Origin of the sequence: Acinetobacter sp. YH12129, from assembly GCF_013418685.1 — a bacterium.
GTDB lineage: Bacteria > Pseudomonadota > Gammaproteobacteria > Pseudomonadales > Moraxellaceae > Acinetobacter > Acinetobacter amyesii.
Genome location: NZ_VPBP01000011.1, coordinates 1 through 18,489, shown reverse-complemented (window position 1 = coordinate 18,489; position 18,489 = coordinate 1). Strand labels below are relative to the sequence as shown.

Genomic DNA, 18,489 nt, shown 5'->3' with positions numbered 1-18,489 from the left:
GCTTTTATTTTGTCTTTATTAGGGTTTTGGTTGTCGTGTCATGCTTTTGAGCACATGGTCTTTATCAATAAAATGATGTTTCAATGCTGCCAAAATATGACCCACTAAGAGCAAGCCTGCTGCCCAAGAAATCCAAATATGTAATGGTTTCACGATGGCTAATAATTCAGAATTATCTTGTACCAAGCGTGGTATTTCAAACAAATACAATACGGGAGCAGGGTGACCTGCACTCCAGCTAAATAAGCAACCTTTAATCGGTAAAGCCAGTAGTACAAAATACAGTGCTAAATGACCCAAATGTGCCAAGGTTTTCATGCCGGATGACATACTGTCAGGTAATTCAGGTGTGGGGTGGGTATAACGCCAAAAGATTCGTAGCACCACCATAAAAATAATCGTAGTCGCAATATTTTTATGGAGGGTAATGACTTGCCCTTTAAAGCTACCATCGACGTCATAACTCAGAAAATTGCCACTATAAAAGCCAATTAACCATGCCACGATGAATATGATCGCCATCAGCCAATGTAAGACCTGAGCTGTTCGAGTGTAGTATTGTGTGTTATTGCTCATGTTGATTATTTAAGCGTCCAATCTTATGCAGATTCTAATACAGACCACAAAAATATGCGTCGTTTAAAATCGGGACACTGTGTTGTGAATATGCAACACAGGCTTTGATGATTAACTACACAACTACCGAATTTATTTTAAATAGTCATATCAGATGGTGTGTGATTTGGGGCACAATATGCGCGTTAATTAACAGAACAAAGGAAATATTCGTGAAAAAATTAGTTGCTGTTCTAGCGCCATTAGCGCTTGTTCTTTCTGCATGTGCTGCGACTGGTACAACAGGTACAAGTTCTACAGGTACAACTTCAGCAAACAGCTTGGCAATGATGGCGGTTAAAGTGGGTGTTCAAGCGAAATGCGTGACTGAGCTAAATAACAACAGCTACTGGAAAACAGGTTCAAAATTATTAACAGAAACTCAAAAATCTGAACTACAAACTGAAGTTTGTTCATGTGTAGGCGAGAAAGCGACAACTAGCGTGACTGCAACGGATTTGGTTGTAGCAGCAATGGATAAAACTTCACAAGCTAATCTTGCGGCTAAAATCGTGACAAATACTTTAAATGCTTGCGTGATCGAAACATTTAAAAACTAAGATTTAGAACAATTTATACGACCCAAACAGTGGTATTGCTGAGTATTAGCAAATCCAAATTAAGGGTCGTATTTTATTTTGAGTGAGAGATATATGAAAATTGCTGGTGCAGATGAAGCGGGTCGCGGTCCATTGGTGGGTTCGGTTGTTGCGGCAGCTGTCATTTTAGATCCAAATAACCCGATTGAAGGTCTAAACGATTCTAAGAAACTCACTGAAAAAAAACGTGAAAAGTTATTTATTGAGATTCAAGAAAAAGCCTTGGCTTGGGCGATTGCTGAAAGTTCTGCACAAGAAATTGATGAGATCAATATTTTGCAAGCATCATTACTTGCAATGCGTCGTGCAGTGGAAAAACTCAGTGTGCAGCCAGAACACGTGTTGGTCGATGGTAATAAAGTCCCAACCGGTTTAGCGATGAGCTGTGATGCTGTCGTAGGTGGTGATGCGATTCATCCTGAAATTTCGGCTGCGAGTATTTTGGCAAAAGTGACTCGAGACCACGAAATGGTTGAACTAGATGCAAAATATCCACAGTATGGTTTTGCGAAACACAAGGGCTATCCAACCAAAGCACACTTTGAAGCAATTGCGCAGTATGGGGTGATTGATGAACATCGCCGCAGTTTTGGTCCCGTACGTAAAGTTCTAGAAGGGCAGTAATAAAGCTTAGTTGAACGTCTATAGTAAAAGCATGTTCTAGATAAATTTAAAGCGGCCTAATGAGCCGCTTTATCATTTAAACAACTTAAATCTTAACGATTATAGTTATTTTGGGAATAATCAGTTTCTTCAAAAGATGGCTGATATTCTTGATCAATGTTTTGGAGATGTTCGTGCATTGCGCGTTCATGTTGAATTCGTTGGTAAATTTCTTCACGATGAACAGATACTTCTTTTGGAGCATTCACGCCAATACGAACCTGATTACCTTTAACACCAAGTACAGTCACGCTAACTTGGTCTCCAATCATTAATGTTTCTCCGACACGACGAGTCAGAATCAGCATGTTTCTCTCCTTGCAAAATGCAAAACCTGCAAATGATCTGTTATGTAAAATTCATAACTTGTAAAAGCAAAAAATTTAGCAGTGCATCTGAAACAATCATTGTGACAGTCGCAAACTGAGTAAATTTTAAAATCCTCAGGTTTAATATAACAGAGCCACTATAAAAAAAACTATAGTGGCTCTGAATTTTTACGATGTTTTTCAAAATCTGTCTAACAATGACAAATTTTGACACACAGCAAGGTTAATTAAGCACGTGCGCTTGATTCACCTGTTTCACGGTCTAGACCGAATGCAGTGTGTAGAGCACGTACAGCAAGCTCTAAGTATTTCTCATCAATAATCACTGAAATTTTGATTTCAGAAGTCGAAATCATCAAAATATTAATGCCTTCTTTTGCAAGAGCAGTAAACATTTTGCTTGCAACACCTGCGTGTGAGCGCATACCAACACCAACAATCGATACTTTAACGATGTCTGCGCGAGTTGCAACTTCACGTGCACCAATTTCTTGTGCAGTCGCTTCAAGAATGGCTTTCGCTTTTGATAATTCACTACGGTTAACTGTAAATGTGAAATCAGTTGTGCCGTCTTCTTCAACGTTTTGGATAATCATATCCACTTCAACATTGGCATCACCAATTGGTGAAAGGATGTTTGAAGCGATACCTGGTTTATCCGGTACACCAAGAATAGTTAATTTAGCTTCATCACGGTTGAACGCGATACCTGAGATGATTGGTTGTTCCATGTTGTCTTCCGCTTCAGTGGTGATTAGTGTCCCGACGTTTTGTTTAAAGTTTTCGTCGAATGCGCCATCATCGTCATTATCAAAACTTGATAATACGCGTAAAGGCACTTGGTATTTACCGGCAAATTCTACAGAACGAATTTGAAGGACTTTAGAACCAAGTGATGCCATTTCAAGCATTTCTTCAAAAGAAATACGATCAACTTTTTTCGCTTTTGGAGCGACACGAGGGTCAGTGGTGTAAACACCATCAACGTCTGTGTAAATCTGACATTCATCAGCTTTAAGTGCGGCGGCCAATGCAACACCCGAAGTGTCAGAACCACCACGACCTAGAGTCGTAGTGTTACCTTCGGCATCAAAGCCTTGGAAACCTGCCACTACAATGACACGTCCAGCGTCAAGGTTTGAAGTCAATACATCCGTATCAATCGCTTCAATACGCGCCTTGGTAAATGCGCTGTCGGTTTTAATACCGACTTGACGGCCTGTAAGTGATTTAGCTTCAACACCAATAGAGTTAAGTGCCATTGCTAACATAGAAATCGTTACCTGTTCACCCGTAGACACCATTTGGTCTAATTCGCGTGGATCAGGGGTTTCGGTAATGGCTTTCGCTAAAGCAAGTAGACGATTGGTTTCGCCACTCATTGCAGATACAACAACCACAACTTTGTGACCGTGATCATGCCAACGCTTTACACGACGAGCAACATTTAAAATGCGCTCTGGAGTACCCATTGAGGTACCGCCATATTTTTGAACGATTAATGCCATAACTATCCTTACCAAGTAAATAAGTCTAAAGACTTAAAGCACTTACACATATTTTAAGACCGCACTTGAGCGCGATTTTAATATACCACGTAGCTCATGAACTCCAAGGTAGGAGGAGTTCAAATAGATACTTTGTGTCTGCAGGGGATTCACATGAACCCAGCCTTTTAGACTCCATTTTCATCATTTAGCCAGAGGTTGAATATTGGTTTCAACATGATGATTGAGTTTGCGCTTTCACGCATCAACAGTGTTTAAGCAGGATCCAGCATTAAAAAACACACTGCTTAAACCTGTTGATTTGCTCAAAGGAGGTGAGTCACTTTGAGCTATAGGACTTTTGGTCTTATTTTGCAGCTAACCATGCAACGAGGTCAGTCATTACCGCTTCAAGTTTGTCGCTATAAGGCGCACCACCTTGAGCCATATCAGGTTTACCACCACCTTTACCGCCAAGTTCTTGACCAAGGTGTTTGATGATATCACCTGCTTTTACAGCAGCAGTGTATTCTTTAGCAACCGAAGCAATGAGGCTCACTTTGTCGGCATCAACCGCTGCGATCACGATCACAGCATTGTCTAACTTAGATTTCACACCGTCGTGCAAGTTGCGAAGTGATTTCGCATCTACACCTTGAACCGTGGTGATTAATGTTTTACGGCCAGCAATCTCTTGAACTTGACTCAATAACTCAGCGGCTTGGAAGCTTGCTAATTTTTGGTTCAATTGTTCAATTTGTTTTTGCAGGCTAGACGCAGTGTGAGATAAAGCTTCAACTTTTTCTAAAGTTTGATCTTTTTGCGCTTTCAGCAAGTCATTAATTGCATGAATGTCACGATCAGCTTTTTGCGCAGCTTCAACAGCTTTAGTGCCTGTAACGGCTTCAATACGGCGTACGCCTGCAGCAACACCGCCTTCAGAAGTGATCTTGAATAGGCCGATGTCGCCTGTGCGTTTTACGTGAATACCGCCACAAAGTTCGATAGAGAAGTTTTTCTCATCTTTGGTTGTACCCATTGAAAGTACACGTACTTCGTCACCGTATTTCTCACCGAACAACATCATCGCGCCTTTTTCTTTAGCAGCATCGATGTCTAAAAGTTCAGTTGAAACAGCAGTGTTGGCAATCACTTCGGCATTGACAATGCGTTCAATTTCTTGAAGCTGTTCAAATGAAACAGGCTGATCATTGGCAAAGTCAAAACGTAAAAGTTCGCTGGCAACCAATGAGCCTTTTTGCTGTACGTGCGTACCCAAAACTTGGCGCAGCGCTGCATGCAACAGGTGAGTCGCAGAGTGGTTGCGCGATGTTGCTGCACGGATATCTGCTTTAACAATCGCTTCAACCGCTTGAGCCGCTTTTAAGTTACCCATGGTCACGATGCCTTGGTGTACAAATGCGCCGCCTGATTTTTTGGTGTCTTGAACTTCAAAAATACCAGTTTCGTTTTTGAAGATACCTGTATCGCCAACTTGACCGCCACTTTCTGCATAGAACGGAGTTTGGTTTAGAACGATTAGTGCTTCGTCACCTTCAAAAACTTCATCAACTTGTTCGCCGTCTTTGTAGATTGCAACAATTTGACCTTGGCCTTGAGTTGCGTCATAGCCGTCAAATTGAGTCTCGCCTTCAACTTTGACAATTGAGTTGTAGTCGACAGCAAATTTACCAGCATCACGCGCACGTTGACGTTGAGCCGCCATTTCGACTTCGAAACCAGCTTCGTCAATGGTTAAATCACGTTCACGTGCAATGTCTGCTGTTAAGTCAGTCGGGAAGCCATAAGTATCGTAAAGTTTAAATACAGTTTCGCCTGGAATCACTGAACCTTTAAGTTGAGCCAATTCGCCTTCAAGCAATTTCAAACCTTGCTCAAGTGTTTTAGCAAACTGTTCTTCTTCTTTCAAAAGCTGTGCTTCAATACGTGCTTTTTGTGCTTCAAGCTCAGGGTATGCAGCGCCCATTACCTTAATTAATGGTTGAAGCATTTTGTGGAAGAATGAACCAGTCGCACCTAATTTATTACCATGACGAACTGCACGGCGAATAATGCGGCGAAGTACATAGCCACGGCCTTCGTTAGATGGGTTAACACCGTCTGCAATCAAGAAGCAGCAAGAACGTGCATGGTCAGCCACAACTTTAAGTGAAGCAGGGTATTCAACTGGTTTGTTTTCTGCTTGCGCTTTTGCTTCAAGTTCAGTGGTATCTAAACCAATGATTTCAGCAGCAGCTTTAAGTAGGTTTTGGAATAGGTCGATTTCGTAGTTTGAGTTTACATGCTGTAAAACTGCAGAAATACGCTCAAGGCCCATACCAGTATCTACAGAAGGTGCAGGAAGGGCATGCAGCACACCATCAGCAGTACGGTTGAACTGCATGAAGACGTTGTTCCAAATTTCGATGAAACGATCGCCATCTTCTTCAGGAGTGCCCGGTAAGCCGCCCCAAATGTGGTCACCATGGTCAAAGAAGATTTCAGAACATGGACCGCAAGGACCTGTATCGCCCATTGCCCAGAAGTTATCTGAAGCGTATTTTTCGCCTTTGTTGTCACCTATACGGATAATTCGTGAAGCGTCTAGACCAATTTCTTTGTTCCAGATATCAAATGCTTCGTCATCTGTATGGTAAACAGTGGCATAAAGTTTATCTTTTGGCAGACCTAACCATTTTTCGTTGGTTAAGAAATCCCAAGCAAATGTGATGGCATCACGTTTGAAGTAGTTACCAAATGAGAAGTTACCCAACATTTCAAAGAACGTGTGGTGACGTGCTGTATAACCAACGTTGTCTAAGTCGTTGTGTTTACCGCCGGCACGGACACATTTTTGTGAAGAAGTTGCACGAACGTAGTCACGTTTTTCAAGACCGAGGAAGCAGTCTTTAAACTGGTTCATACCAGCATTTGTGAACAATAGTGTTGGGTCGTTGGCAGGTACCAGAGAACTCGACGCGACACGTGTATGCCCTTGCGATTCAAAGTAGCTTAAAAAAGCTTCGCGAATTTCAGCTGATGTCATAAAACGAGTACTCACAACCAAGTCTCTCCTAATTTCGATTTGGTAATAGCCTATCAAGCAAGTCTCACAAAATTTTAAAGCTGGCTTGAGATGCTGACATAAAATTTAAAAACGCTAAATTATAACGGAAAAAGGTGTAGTGACCAATGATTTTCGGCTATCTCTATGACTTTTTATATGTTTTAAATTTAGCACCTATATTTTTAGATTTTTAAACCTTTGGAACGCTGAAAGTATTCATTGATTAATCTTGTGAGCGCACTGTTGCTGCGTTTTATTTACTGATGTTGCGCAGTAACATCAGAAGCGCAATTTGATCCAAATAAAAGAACGATACGCGGTAACGTCATCCGCAAGTGTTTGAGATAGTGCTACTTTTAATCAAAAATGTTTTTGCGATATTTTCAATAATTTGACGCTAGTGAAAGAGTTTTGTCGGTGAGGTGCATTCACGGCAAGTTGGTTTCCTTACGAAGCACGCTTCTCATTTTGCCGAATGAGAAACAATGTTTCGTAAGAGTACCTCCAGCCGAAGGCTAATACCTTTATCAATTCAAAAATGTAAGACTCCGTCGAATAAACTTAAAAAGCATTTTAAAAATGCTTAATTACTTTTACGACATAACATGAGTTGTTTATATGTCTTGAAAAGCTTTGAAATTTCAAATTCAACATGTTGATGAATGCTCTACATGAAGGTGGGTTGCTTTTATATTTTTCAGTTCATTGGGAAAATTGCATGTTTATACCCAATTTAATCATAGTGTTTGGACTTGATCTTAGTGCTGTACATTTCTAGTGAAGCTAATATTTAGATCTATACAGGTGCTAAAGTTGAACCGTACCGGGTTTGTCGGAGACCAACTTTCTTGAGAGAATGTTCCAATGACAAAACCAAAATATACCCCTGAAATCAGAGAAAGAGCGGTTCAATTATTGATTGAATCTGAAAAAGATTATCCTTCTACTTGGGCTGCAATCACAGCTATTGCACCTAAGATTGGTTGTACTCCTGAAACATTGCGTGTTTGGTATTTAAAGCATATGGATCAACTAAATCCTGCCAAAGTACAACAGATATCTGACCAAGAAAAAATGAAGCAAATGGAACGTGAAATTAAAGAATTAAAACGTGCCAATGAAATTCTACGTAAAGCAGCCGCTTTTTTCGCCCAGGCGGAGCTCGACCGCCCACACAAATAATGGTGGATTTTATCCAGAACAATAAAGATCGATATAGTGTTGAAGCGATTTGTAGAATTTTACCGATTGCAGCTTCGACCTATTATCGGGCTTTAGATCTCGCTGACAATCCAGAACATCGAGCGAAACGTGCTCTGCATGATTTACATCATGCAGAGCAAATCAAACGTATTTGGAAAGAAAGTTTAGGTCGATATGGTGTGCGTAAGGTCTGGCAACAATTGAAACGTGAAGGTTATGTTATCGCACGTTGTACAGTTGCTCGATTGATGCAGAAGCTAGGTATACAAGGTGTTTGGCGTGGTAAGAATAAACAAACCACCCGTAGCCGAGATGATCAAAAACGAGCAGATGACTTAGTAAAACGCAATTTTAATGCAGATCATCCTGACCCTTGCGAAGCAATGCTTCTCAGGTCGCTGACTTCACGTATATTCAAACTCATTCAGGCTGGGTCTATACCGCCTTTATTATTGATGTGTTCTCGCGAGCAATTGTTGGATGGAAAGTATCAACACGTATGAATACAGATATGGTGCTCGATGCACTGGAGCAAGCATTGCATGATCGAGGCATGCCAAAGAACGTGATTCATCATAGTGACAGAGGCGTGCAATATCTTTCCATTCGTTATACCAATCGTTTAGAAGCAGCAAATTTACGAGCATCAGTCGGTACGACCGGTGATTCATACGATAATGCTTTGGCTGAAATGGTGAATGGCTTATACAAAACAGAGGTGATTGAATATTTAAAAGCGGATTGGCAAGGTTTAGCGGATGTACAACTTGCGACACTAAACTGGGTAGATTGGTTCAATAAAGAGCGTGTACACAGTGCACTGGGTTATGTATCACCTTTTGAGTTTGAAGCAATGTACTATGATAAGATTAACCCGTTAGGTCAGGTGGCCTAACTTAAATAAAAAAGTCTCCGACAAACCCGGTACGATTCAAGTTTTATAAAAATAAAGCCCAATAAGCATTAAACGAATAAATGATAACGTTTTCATGTTGAAATCCATTAATATATAGATGCTTTATTTTTGTTTTAAAACGAAGGATTGGTCATGCAGCGAGTGGCAATTAATGGATTTGGTCGAATCGGACGCAATGTATTACGCGCTTGGTTTGAAAATCTAAAGGAATTTCACTATGAAATTGTTGCCATAAATGATGTCGCTGATGTGGAAACCATGGTGCATTTGTTTAAATACGACACCACGCATGGTCGTTTTGCAGGCCAAGTCGACATTCTTGAACAAGATGGCGCTATTTTTCTAGAGATCTCTTGTGCCCAAGCACATCTCAAAGTGCAAGTTTTAAATGAAGCACAGCCGAGTCTTTTGCCTTGGCAACACCTGAATGTCGATGTGGTACTCGAATGTACAGGTTTATTTAGATCGCGAGAGGCAGCCACACAGCATATTGGTGCAGGTGCCAAACGTGTGATTATTGGTGCTGCGCCGTTTGACAGTGTTGATGCTGCGATTGTGTATGGTGTTAATCATCATGAAGTCAAAGCGACGGATCAAATTATTTCGAGTGTGTCGTGTACCACGCAGGCTTTGGTGCCTTTAGTCAAAATTATTGATGATGCCTTTGGTATAGACACAGCACTCATGACAGAAATTCATGCTGTGACTGCGGATCAGTCTGTATTGGATCATGCACATCGTGACTTACGTCGTGCGCGAGCTTCAGGTCAAAATATTATTCCAACAACCTCTTCAGCTCTAGGTGCGTTGAAACGGGTCATGCCGAAAATGGAAGATCGAATCGATGGCTATTCGATTCGTGTGCCGACTATCAATGTTGCTGCAATCGATTTAAGTTTTGTGTCTCAATCAGTTATCACCAAGCATAAGTTAAATGCAGTGTTAAGCAAAGCTGCACGTTTTGATTATCATGAAATTATGTCAGTAACCGATGAGCCCTTGGTCTCAAGTGATTTTAATCATTCACCTTATTCATTGATTGTCGATTTGAATCAAACCATGGTGGTAGGAAAGCAAGCAAAAGTTTTCGCATGGTATGACAATGAATGGGGCTATGCGAACCGCTTGCTCGATTTATGTGAAAGTTTTCACTCTTTATAAAAATTCAAACTTATCCAATATAGAAAACATCTACTAGCTTGTAGGTGTTTTTTTATTTTCTAAAATTAGATGAAAAATCATGCGTAATCTCGTTGATGTATCTCGAAAATATTGAAAAACTTTAAAAAATATTCAAGCACAGCCAATTTATTGTTTAAGATGAAAGTCAAAGAAATATATAAAGAGTATTGAGCATGATGTTGATGTTACTTTGGGGATTTATTTTATTATTGGCGCTGGCGGTTATATTTTTAATTTGGCTACAGTTTAATCGTGACGTATCGCAATCTACCGCGCATGAAACCTTGCCACTTGAAGAAAAAGTGGTGCATTTAGAAGCCAACCTGAAAAAGACCTTGGAAATTATGCAAGATCTTGCAAAGAAAATGCATATCCAGCAAGAAGTATTAGATCAAACCACTCACAAATTACAGCAAGTTGAATTGCAAAATGCAGAGTTGGTGAACCTTTTGGCAAAAGTAGTCAAGACAGACCAAAGCTAATCAAAAAAATACAAAAGACTGCCCACACCTCGATATCTGCATGAAGCATGTGATCTCAAGGTATGGGTATTTTTTATCCAATAAGATGATTCCTAATATTCATCATCATTGGGTTTAAATCGTAGTTCACGCGTTATTCAAAACATGATCGCGTATTACTTAGTTAAATCAAAATTTGTCTTAATACTGCTGCTGAAAGCATGCTAATCACAACGGTAGGCAATAACGAAAAACGTGATGCTGCAAATAGGGTAATAGCCATCGCGATCAAATCAGCAGGATTATCTTTAACAAAATAAGGCGCGATCACTGAGATCAACACACAGCCGGGAACAACTTCCATAATTTGACGTTGTTTGTTGGTGAGGCTACGGTTTTTCAGTAACACATAACCCAAGATACGGGTCAGGTAAGTGGTTAAGGCAATAAATAGAATCGCGATCAGGGTGCTAGAGTGGATCATACATCATCTCCAATTAGGAAAAATGCAGAAGCAATACCCGTAACTGCGCCAATCGGAACATACCAGCCCGCAGGGAGATACAAATAAGCCAGAGATGCGGCAATCAAACTGACCAGCCATGGACGTGCCGCTTTAAAGCCTTTCCACATGCCACGTAGTAAAACAAGAAATACAGCAGGGAAGGCCATATCAAAACCAAGTCGACTAATATCGCCAAGTATCGGTCCGATCATTGCTCCTAAAGTGGTAAAGCCGACCCACATCAAATATAGAGCACAGCATAAGCCTGCATAGAACATTAAACTAAAGGCGCGCTGAATTCCCAAAGCATTAGATTTTTTTTGCGCATCGGCCAAACCTACGGCCCAACTTTCATCGCACATAAAAAATAAAGCGGTATAAACCGTGCGATTCGGGAGATGTCGTAAATACGGGACAAGGCTCGCCCCCATTAATAGGTGCCGACTATTCACTAAAAACGTAATAAACATCAGCATGAGAATATTAGGGGGATTGGTCCAAACTTGCAAAATGGCAAATTCAGAACCACCTGCAAAGTTAAGACCAGTCAAAAGCGGAACTTCTAAACTAGAAAAGCCTTTATGTGTTGCCTGAGCACCCAGAACTAATGTAAAAGGAATAATGCCCAGCAGCATTGGAATAGATGTTTTTAGACCTCGTTTAAACTCAATAGAATGCTCTGAATGGGTATGATTGAGTGTACTTTGTCTAAACATCAACATGACGTTTTCCATGAAGCGAGATCGAAAGCAATATTTTATGGATATCTGAGCAGCATTTGGCAGCTGTTTTGTGAAAGATTGCTTTTATTGTGCAATGAAATTGCTAAAATAAAGCTTATTGTGAAATTTAGTGCCTTTATTGATGGATCAGATAGATAAACGCATTTTGCAAGCATTACAGCAAAATGGAAAACTACAAAATAATGAATTGGCCCAACTTGTTGGTTTATCTCCTTCGCCGTGTTTGAGACGGGTTAAGCAACTAGAAGATGAAGGTTATATTGAGAAATATGTGGCTTTACTGAATCAGTCAAAATTGAATTTAAGTTTAACGGTTTTTGCTCGGATTTGGCTAAAAGGTCAAGATGCAAAAACCGTGAATGATTTCGTTGCAGCCATTCAAACGATGCCTGAGGTGGTTGAATGTCAACTCATGGCAGGGGATTGTGACTTTTTCTTACGTATCGTCGTGGCAGATTTAGAAGCCTATCGGAAGTTTCAGATTCATCATTTAACGCAGATCGCCAGTGTGCAAAATGTAAAAACAGAGATACCGTTACAGGCTGTTAAACAAACTACAGCACTTCCTTTGGATTGATGTTCGAGTCTTAAATTAAGTTATTGAGCCTGATCATATTTATAACTTTGTTTAAAACTTCATCTATAGAAAGTAGGATGCTTATTATTTTTTATCAAATGGTTAAAAAAATAACGTTCACAGAATTTTAAAATATAAGCATAAACATGGATTTAGTTGTAAAAATTAAAGCTGTTGATGAAGTAATGAATGCTGAAGCATCTTTTATGAAAAAGTCGTGTGCAAGCGTAAAACTATCGTGCTAAACTAGGAGAAATCGGGTGTTCTCCCGATTTTTTTATGCGGATTTGTTCCGCGCTGACAAGAATTTAGGTTTACAACATGCCCATTTCAGAGACATGGTTATTACCTGATGGTGTAGCTGATGTACTGCCAGAACAGGCGCAAGTGATTGAATCTTTGCGTCGCGAAGCATTAGATTTCCTCGCATCTCGAGGTTATCAGTTGGTGTACACGCCATTCATTGAATACATCGAATCTCTATCTTCTCTTTCAGAATCGAATCAAGATTTAGACTTAGCCACTTTTAAAGTGATCGATCAACTTTCAGGTCGTTTGCTTGGTGTGCGTGCCGATATGACACCACAAGTGGCTCGTATTGATGCGCATGTACATCCTGTCGAAGGTGTAGCTCGTTATTGCTACGCTGGTACAGTACTACATACTAAGCCACAGGGTTTTAATACCACACGTGCACCTTTACAGTTAGGTGCAGAATTATTTGGTTCAGACAGCATTGATGCTGACGTTGAACTGATTGATGTCATGATCAACTTGCTTGCTAAAGCAGGTCATGCAGATGGTATCCATCTTGATTTAGGGCATGTCGGTTTATTCCGCAGCATGGTGAAACAAGCTGGCTTGAGTAAAGCGGTTGAACGTCAGTTATCTGACTTGTATCAACGTAAAGCGCTACCTGAACTTGCTGAATTCACACAAAGCATTCCAAATGGTGCTGACTTCTATACATTAGGTCGTTTTGCAAGTGACTTAGATGCATTGCAAGCCAATTTAACGGCTGATGTATTGGCAAATGAAGCATTTAAACTGGCTTTTGATGCAGTGAAATCGACTCAAGCGGCAATCCAAGCCCGTTGGCCAGACTTACACATTGGTATAGATGTGGTTGAACTTCGTTCATATCACTATCACACTGGTTTAATGTATGCCGTATATGCACCAAACCGTGCTGCGCCATTGGCTCAAGGTGGCCGTTATGACGGTATTGGTGAACACTTCGGCCGTGCGCGTCCAGCAACAGGTTTCTCTTGTGACTTATATGCATTAACTGCTGGTCAAGTTCAGAAAAATCAAGTTTTGGTTGCTCCAAAAGGCATCGAAGCAGATTTATTAAAGGCAATTGAAGCAGCACGTACCGAAGGGTTCAGTGTGGTTCAATTGTTAGGTAATGATGATTTAAGCTCGGCTCCGTATGCAACGCACCAACTGGTGAATGCAAATGGCGAGTGGACAATCAAACAAATTTAATCTCGGATGTGCCTGCGGGCACACACGTTTTTTCCAATTTTAACAGCATGATGCAATGAGGCTATTATGGGCAAGAATGTTGTGGTACTTGGTACCCAATGGGGCGACGAAGGTAAAGGTAAGATAGTCGACCTGCTCACAGATCAAGCGGCTGCGGTAGTTCGCTATCAAGGCGGACACAACGCAGGTCATACACTTGTGGTTGGTGGTAAGAAAACTGTTTTACACCTCATTCCATCTGGTATTTTACGTGACAACGTATTGTGCTTAATTGGTAATGGTGTTGTTTTATCACCTGAAGCTTTAATCCACGAAATGGAAGTTTTAGAAAAAGAAGGCGTGCCTGTACGTGAACGTCTACGTATTTCTCCAAACTGTCCGTTGATCCTTCCACACCATATCGCCCTTGACCAAGCACGTGAGAAAAAACGTGGCAATGCGAAAATTGGTACAACAGGTCGTGGTATCGGTCCTGCATACGAAGACAAAGTGGCTCGTCGTGCAATCCGTGTTGCTGACTTGGTTCGTGGTGGTGCTCATCTTAAAGCTCAACTAGAAGAGCTTCTTGAATACCATAACTTCCAATTGACTCAATTCTTCGGTGTTGAAGCCGTTAAAGTTGAAGATGTAATCGCTCTATGTGACGAATGGCGTAAAGTCATCGAACCTATGGTGATGGACGTGACTGGCGAACTTCATGCTTACCGTAAAGCAGGTAAGAAAATCATGTTTGAAGGCGCGCAAGGTTCACTTCTTGACGTTGACCACGGGACATACCCGTATGTTACTTCTTCAAACACAACTGCTGGTGGCGTAAGCTCTGGTTCAGGTCTTGGTCCATTGCACCTTGACTATGTATTGGGTATCACTAAAGCGTACACAACTCGTGTAGGTGCTGGTCCGTTCCCAACTGAACTTGTTTATGATGCTGCTAACGATGTTGGTGATGCAATCGGTAAACACTTGGGTACTGTAGGTTCTGAATTTGGTGCGTCTACTGGCCGTCAACGTCGTTGTGGCTGGTTCGATGCTGAAATTCTACGTCGTTCAGTAGAAGTAAACTCACTTTCTGGTATTTGCTTAACTAAACTAGACGTTCTAGATGGTTTAGAAGAAGTGAAAATCTGTGTAGGTTACGAAGCAGCTGATTCTGGTTGTGTAGGTTCTTCTGATGCGCTTGCATTTGAAACTTTAAAACCAATCTACGAAACCATGCCAGGTTGGTCTGAGTCTACTTTCGGTGCGAAATCACTAGATCAATTGCCACAAAATGCAATTAACTACGTGAAACGTTTAGAGCAATTGATTGAATGTCCAATCGACATCATTTCAACTGGTCCAGACCGTGATGAAACAATCGTATTACGTCATCCATTCGACGCATAATGTGCTGTTGAATTAAGATGTAAAAGCCTCGCGAAAGCGGGGCTTTTTTTATATAGCGAAGAACATAACTTCAAAAAACAGCATGTATTATAAACTGATAGTACTCAGTAACATCCGAAGTGCCATTTGATTCAAATAAAAGAATGATACGCGATAATTCATCCGCAAGTGTTTGAGACAGGACTACTTTTAATTAAAAATGTTTTTGCAATACTGTAAATATTTTGACACTAGTGAACGAGTTTTGTCGGTGAGGTGCATTGCACCGCAAGATGGTTTCCTTGCGAAGCACGCTTCTCATTTTGCCAAATGAGAAACAACGTTTCGTAAGAGGTACCTCCAGCCGAAGGCTAATCCCTGTATTTAAACCCAAGATGTAAGACTCCGTTGAATATACTTAAAAGTATTTAAAAAATGTGAAATTATTTTTACGGGGTAACATCAGATATTAAATTTAAATAATGGAAAAATAAAGATTTTGAAAAAAATAAGCATAAAAATATTGAGTCAGTCAATTTTTTGTATATATTTGACACTCTTTATAAATAACTAGAGATCATGATGAATTATAAAAAATCTTTGGCATGCTTTGCCGTAGCAGCTTCTTTATCAGGTTGTACCACGATTGCTGATCTTGCAGGTGCTGATTCTGCATCTTTGAACTTACAAGCAACACAGTCTTATAACGCAATGCTGAAAGACGCGCAGACCAAACAAGTGCTCGATACCAAGTCTGCGACTTATCAAAAAGTAAACCGTGTTTTCTGGAAAATGAAACCGTTTGCAGATCAGATGAATCAAACGGGTCAGGCTTTTGATTGGAAAGTTGCCGTGATCAAGTCTAAAGAAATCAATGCCTATGTCGCACCCGGTGGCAAAGTTGTTTTCTATACAGGAATCGTCGAAACACTCAAACTTACGGATGATGAAGTCGCTGCAATCATGGGTCACGAAATGGTTCATGCCTTAGAAGAACATGCAAAAAATAAAATTGGCGCTTCAGCACTAACCAATCTTGCGGTGAGTATCGGTTCACAATACGTAGGCAACGCTGCAGGCGGCTATGGTGCAACCTTGCTTGATTTGGGTAGTCAGTTCGGTGTGGGCTTGCCGTATTCTCGTAATTTGGAAAGCCGCGCGGATAAAGGTGGCCTAGTGATGATGGCAAAAGCTGGATATAACCCAGAAGCAGCGATCTCGTTGTGGAAAAAAATGAATGCGAATGACAACAGTGGCAATGATGCACTGAGCAAATTTATGTCTACACACCCAAGTAATAATGATCGTATTGCTGCTATGCAAAAAATGATGCCAGAAGCACAGCAATATTATAAAAATGCGACACCTTCGAGTGTACGTCGTTAATATCGGCTGTTTTCAAGACTAAAGTTGCATTTTAGTACGCTATACACTTTGTGGTGAGTTGCTAAAATGCAATTTGAATTAGGAAGAGAAGTGCAGGATGCAAAAGAATATTTCGACCACCATTTTTTATTCTTTATTATTTGCGATGGGGGGTGCACCTACCATCGCTATGATGATCATTCGTGCCCAAACACAAGATCCACAATTGATTTATCAAGCCCTGATTGGATTGTCGGTAATTATTGCCTGTATTCTTGTGCCCATAGTTTTGATACAAAATGCTGTCCTATTTTTTAAGCGAAAAAATGTGCAGTTAGAAGAAAAAATTAAGCCTTTAATGCATGCGTATTTGGGGTTGAATGTGGTTTGTTTAATCTATTGGTTGGTTCTTCAATTTTCGGCTTAAAAAAATTACATAAATACTATTATAAGTCGCTATAACTTCGTTTTAAGCTCTAAATCATAAGAATATAATATGCATAAATTTACTTATATTTTAATGGTCTGGAGTAGCCTAAGTGAAAAAAATAATTTTAACGAGCCTGTGTGTGGCTGGTGTAATGACGATTTCGGGCTGTGCGACAGTGGCAGATATGGCAGGAGCGGATACTGCTACATTGAACGCGCAAGCAACACAAAGTTATAACAAAATGGTGACAGATGCGCGTTCTAAAAATCAGCTCGATACCTCTTCGAGTACATATAAGCGCATTAATACTGTATTCCAAAAACTGCGTCCTTATGCAGACCAAATGAACCAAACGGGTCAAGCGTTCCAATGGCAATTGGCGGTTATGAAATCTGATCAAGTCAATGCCTTTGTCGCTCCAGGCGGTAAAGTTGTATTTTATACAGGTATCGTCAATAAACTAAATTTAACTGATGCAGAAATTGCAGCGGTTATGGGACATGAAATGGTCCATGCTCTTGAAGAACATGCAAAAAGTAAATTGGGTGCTCAAGCCTTAACGGATCTTGCGCTGAATATTGGTTTAAGTGCCGCAGGCAATAATGTCGGTCAATTGGGCACTGCTGCTGCGCAGTTAGGTAGTCAAATCGGTATAGGGTTACCGTATTCACGTTCTCTGGAAAGCCGTGCTGACCAAGGTGGTTTAATGTTAATGGCACGTGCAGGTTATAACCCACAAGCGGCGATTACACTTTGGGAAAAAATGAACAAGCTTGAAGGTGCGGGAGGTTCATCATTCCTGTCTACGCATCCATCAAACTCACAACGTATTGAAGCGATGCGTAAAAATCTACCTGCAGCGCAGCAGATTTATAACCAACGTCGTTAATAGTATGAATGAATTATCCATTTTAAAAAAGCAGGCCGTGGCCTGCTTTTTTTCTATCACGAACAAAAATCATTGATAGATTTAATTTCATTATCTTTTTTATCAAATTCTTTAAGGTTGTTTTGATAAGTTTTAAAGATTGTACAATTCCATTGCTTTAGCTTTTGATCCGATTCTTTCCATTGATAAGGGTTCCATTTTTTTTCGTTACTTATTTTAATGGATGAATTTTCTAGGTCGGTTAAAAAATATTTTGCAAATTTAGTTCCATACCAAACATTATCTTTAAATACCAGTGAACCATCAATATAAGTTCTCTTTAGAAGCTCATCGGGGACTAAGAATGCATCTTTTTGTTGTTTGAAAAACAAACGCCGCCACATGTGATTATAGTTTTTATTAAAGAATTGCTCATTAACTTGTAATGCATTTTGGGGTAATGCACGTAATTGAGTTGTTTGCGGTGTAATATCACGTCTATAGCCAAATCCTAAAAACTATAGAACAATAGAGATATGGGATATTCAAAAGATTTTAAAGACAAAGTCATAGAAATTATGATTCGAGATGAAATGTCTGTGCGAAAAGCAGCACAGCATTTTAAC

Annotated in this window: 17 protein-coding genes, 1 pseudogene and 1 other annotated feature; of the genes and pseudogenes, 11 read left to right on the top strand and 7 right to left on the bottom strand. The window is 40.3% G+C overall.

The window, feature by feature from the left end:
- Positions 1–18 precede the first annotated feature (18 nt).
- Positions 19–576, bottom strand: coding sequence for a cytochrome b (locus tag FTU65_RS07640; protein WP_180065562.1), 558 nt, complete (start codon positions 574–576; stop codon positions 19–21).
- Positions 577–788: 212 nt separating this feature from the next.
- On the opposite strand from FTU65_RS07640, the gene FTU65_RS07635 reads away from it, so the two are divergent.
- Positions 789–1,175, top strand: a complete 387-nt coding sequence (locus FTU65_RS07635) for a hypothetical protein (protein ID WP_168379346.1) — start codon at positions 789–791, stop codon at positions 1,173–1,175.
- Between the two features lie 93 nt (positions 1,176–1,268).
- Entirely contained in the window at positions 1,269–1,838 is a 570-nt protein-coding gene (gene rnhB / locus FTU65_RS07630) for a ribonuclease HII (protein ID WP_111885320.1), read from the top strand.
- A 92-nt stretch (positions 1,839–1,930) separates the two neighbouring features.
- On the opposite strand, the gene csrA is transcribed toward rnhB, so the two are convergent.
- The 3 genes from csrA to alaS form a co-directional block, all read right to left on the bottom strand.
- Complete coding sequence (gene csrA, locus FTU65_RS07625; RefSeq protein ID WP_078189080.1) at positions 1,931–2,185, bottom strand: carbon storage regulator CsrA; 255 nt, start codon at positions 2,183–2,185, stop codon at positions 1,931–1,933.
- A 248-nt stretch (positions 2,186–2,433) separates the two neighbouring features.
- A complete protein-coding gene (locus FTU65_RS07620) occupies positions 2,434–3,714 on the bottom strand; it encodes an aspartate kinase (protein ID WP_078194395.1) in 1,281 nt (426 codons plus the stop codon).
- A 346-nt stretch (positions 3,715–4,060) separates the two neighbouring features.
- Positions 4,061–6,754, bottom strand: coding sequence for an alanine--tRNA ligase (gene alaS, locus FTU65_RS07615; RefSeq protein WP_180065564.1), 2,694 nt, complete (start codon positions 6,752–6,754; stop codon positions 4,061–4,063).
- A gap of 870 nt (positions 6,755–7,624) precedes the next feature.
- On the opposite strand from alaS, the pseudogene FTU65_RS07610 reads away from it, so the two are divergent.
- From FTU65_RS07610 to FTU65_RS07600, 3 genes and pseudogenes are all read left to right on the top strand, one after another.
- Positions 7,625–8,858, top strand: a pseudogene (locus tag FTU65_RS07610) (IS3 family transposase).
- Positions 7,900–8,017: a sequence feature (AL1L pseudoknot), on the top strand. It overlaps the preceding pseudogene by 118 nt.
- A 153-nt stretch (positions 8,859–9,011) precedes the next feature.
- The gene (locus FTU65_RS07605; protein ID WP_180012240.1) at positions 9,012–10,040 is read left to right on the top strand and encodes a type I glyceraldehyde-3-phosphate dehydrogenase; all 1,029 of its coding nucleotides are present in this window, start codon (positions 9,012–9,014) and stop codon (positions 10,038–10,040) included.
- 200 nt (positions 10,041–10,240) lie between these two features.
- Positions 10,241–10,543 (top strand): hypothetical protein, encoded by a 303-nt coding sequence (locus FTU65_RS07600; protein WP_078189224.1) that lies wholly within the window; start codon positions 10,241–10,243, stop codon positions 10,541–10,543.
- Between the two features lie 163 nt (positions 10,544–10,706).
- On the opposite strand, the gene FTU65_RS07595 is transcribed toward FTU65_RS07600, so the two are convergent.
- Together FTU65_RS07595 and FTU65_RS07590 are read right to left on the bottom strand one after the other, a co-directional pair.
- Complete coding sequence (locus FTU65_RS07595; RefSeq protein ID WP_078189075.1) at positions 10,707–11,006, bottom strand: AzlD family protein; 300 nt, start codon at positions 11,004–11,006, stop codon at positions 10,707–10,709.
- Positions 11,003–11,749 (bottom strand): AzlC family ABC transporter permease, encoded by a 747-nt coding sequence (locus FTU65_RS07590; protein ID WP_180065566.1) that lies wholly within the window; start codon positions 11,747–11,749, stop codon positions 11,003–11,005. Before FTU65_RS07590 ends, FTU65_RS07595 begins: the two co-directional genes overlap by 4 nt.
- A 142-nt stretch (positions 11,750–11,891) precedes the next feature.
- Here FTU65_RS07590 and FTU65_RS07585 point away from each other — a divergent pair, with 142 nt between their 5' ends.
- The 6 genes from FTU65_RS07585 to FTU65_RS07560 all read left to right on the top strand — a co-directional run bounded on the left by FTU65_RS07585 (position 11,892) and on the right by FTU65_RS07560 (position 17,884).
- Positions 11,892–12,347, top strand: coding sequence for an Lrp/AsnC family transcriptional regulator (locus tag FTU65_RS07585; protein WP_078189073.1), 456 nt, complete (start codon positions 11,892–11,894; stop codon positions 12,345–12,347).
- 321 nt (positions 12,348–12,668) lie between these two features.
- Positions 12,669–13,835 (top strand): ATP phosphoribosyltransferase regulatory subunit, encoded by a 1,167-nt coding sequence (locus FTU65_RS07580; protein ID WP_168379351.1) that lies wholly within the window; start codon positions 12,669–12,671, stop codon positions 13,833–13,835.
- 66 nt (positions 13,836–13,901) lie between these two features.
- A complete protein-coding gene (locus FTU65_RS07575) occupies positions 13,902–15,221 on the top strand; it encodes an adenylosuccinate synthase (protein ID WP_078189071.1) in 1,320 nt (439 codons plus the stop codon).
- Positions 15,222–15,782: 561 nt separating this feature from the next.
- Positions 15,783–16,586: a M48 family metallopeptidase gene (locus tag FTU65_RS07570; protein WP_078194387.1), complete on the top strand. Its 804-nt coding sequence runs from the start codon at positions 15,783–15,785 to the stop codon at positions 16,584–16,586.
- 97 nt (positions 16,587–16,683) lie between these two features.
- On the top strand, positions 16,684–16,992 hold the full coding sequence (locus tag FTU65_RS07565) for a hypothetical protein (RefSeq protein WP_180012234.1): 309 nt from the start codon (positions 16,684–16,686) through the stop codon (positions 16,990–16,992).
- A gap of 154 nt (positions 16,993–17,146) precedes the next feature.
- Positions 17,147–17,884 (top strand): M48 family metallopeptidase, encoded by a 738-nt coding sequence (locus FTU65_RS07560; RefSeq protein ID WP_180066634.1) that lies wholly within the window; start codon positions 17,147–17,149, stop codon positions 17,882–17,884.
- A gap of 56 nt (positions 17,885–17,940) precedes the next feature.
- On the opposite strand, the gene FTU65_RS07555 is transcribed toward FTU65_RS07560, so the two are convergent.
- A complete protein-coding gene (locus FTU65_RS07555) occupies positions 17,941–18,267 on the bottom strand; it encodes a hypothetical protein (RefSeq protein ID WP_180066621.1) in 327 nt (108 codons plus the stop codon).
- Between the last annotated feature and the right edge of the window lie 222 nt (positions 18,268–18,489).